General features: G+C 55.2%; 2 rRNA genes (1 of these 2 only partly in view). Both read left to right on the forward strand.

Going from position 1 to position 1370, the window contains the following annotated elements:
* Nucleotides 1–1163 (forward strand): 23S ribosomal RNA (locus ACZ54P_RS40690); it begins 2039 nt to the left of the window's first position.
* An 86-nt stretch (nt 1164–1249) separates the two neighbouring features.
* Nucleotides 1250–1366, forward strand: a 5S ribosomal RNA gene (rrf, locus tag ACZ54P_RS40695).
* Nucleotides 1367–1370: the final 4 nt, after the last annotated feature.

Genomic DNA, 1370 nt, shown 5'->3' on the forward strand with positions numbered 1-1370 from the left:
AGTGGTGGCCGCAGAGACCAGCGGAAAGCGACTGTTTACTAAAAACACAGGTCCATGCGAAGTCGCAAGACGATGTATATGGACTGACGCCTGCCCGGTGCTGGAACGTTAAGAGGACCGGTTAACCCTTCGGGGTGAAGCTGAGAATTTAAGCGCCAGTAAACGGCGGTGGTAACTATAACCATCCTAAGGTAGCGAAATTCCTTGTCGGGTAAGTTCCGACCTGCACGAATGGCGTAACGACTTTCCGGCTGTCTCAACCACAGGCCCGGCGAAATTGCACTACGAGTAAAGATGCTCGTTACGCGCGGCAGGACGGAAAGACCCCGGGACCTTTACTATAGTTTGGTATTGGTTTTCGGTTCGGCTTGTGTAGGATAGGTGGGAGACTGTGAAGCTGGCACGCTAGTGTTGGTGGAGTCGTTGTTGAAATACCACTCTGGTCGGATTGGGAATCTGAACCTCGGACCATGATCTGGTTCAGGGACAGTGCCTGATGGGTAGTTTAACTGGGGCGGTTGCCTCCTAAAGAGTAACGGAGGCGCCCAAAGGTTCCCTCAGCCTGGTTGGCAATCAGGTGTTGAGTGCAAGTGCACAAGGGAGCTTGACTGTGAGACAGACATGTCGAGCAGGGACGAAAGTCGGGACTAGTGATCCGGCACCACCTGGTGGAAGGGGTGTCGCTCAACGGATAAAAGGTACCCCGGGGATAACAGGCTGATCTTGCCCAAGAGTCCATATCGACGGCATGGTTTGGCACCTCGATGTCGGCTCGTCGCATCCTGGGGCCGGAGTAGGTCCCAAGGGTTGGGCTGTTCGCCCATTAAAGCGGCACGCGAGCTGGGTTTAGAACGTCGTGAGACAGTTCGGTCCCTATCCGCCGCGCGCGTAGGATACTTGAGGAAGGCTGTCCCTAGTACGAGAGGACCGGGACGGACGAACCTCTGGTATGCCAGTTGTCACGCCAGTGGCATGGCTGGTTGGCCACGTTCGGAAGGGATAACCGCTGAAGGCATCTAAGCGGGAAGCCTGTTCCAAGATGAGGTATCCCACCCCATGTGGGTTAAGGCCCCCAACAGACCATTGGGTTGATAGGCCAGAAATGGAAGCACAGTAATGTGTTATCGAGTTGACTGGTACTAATAGGCCGAGGACTTGCCCACAAAGATGTTACGCATCCACTCTACAGCTCTGAAACACCACACAACCCTCACCAGCATCATCGGTGAGCGGGAGTGTTTCACAGTGTTTCGGTGGTTATAGCGTCAGGGAAACGCCCGGTCCCATTCCGAACCCGGAAGCTAAGCCTGACAGCGCCGATGGTACTGCAACCGAAGGGTTGTGGGAGAGTAGGACACCGCCGGACTAAC

Source organism: Amycolatopsis sp. NPDC034160 (assembly GCF_055575355.1).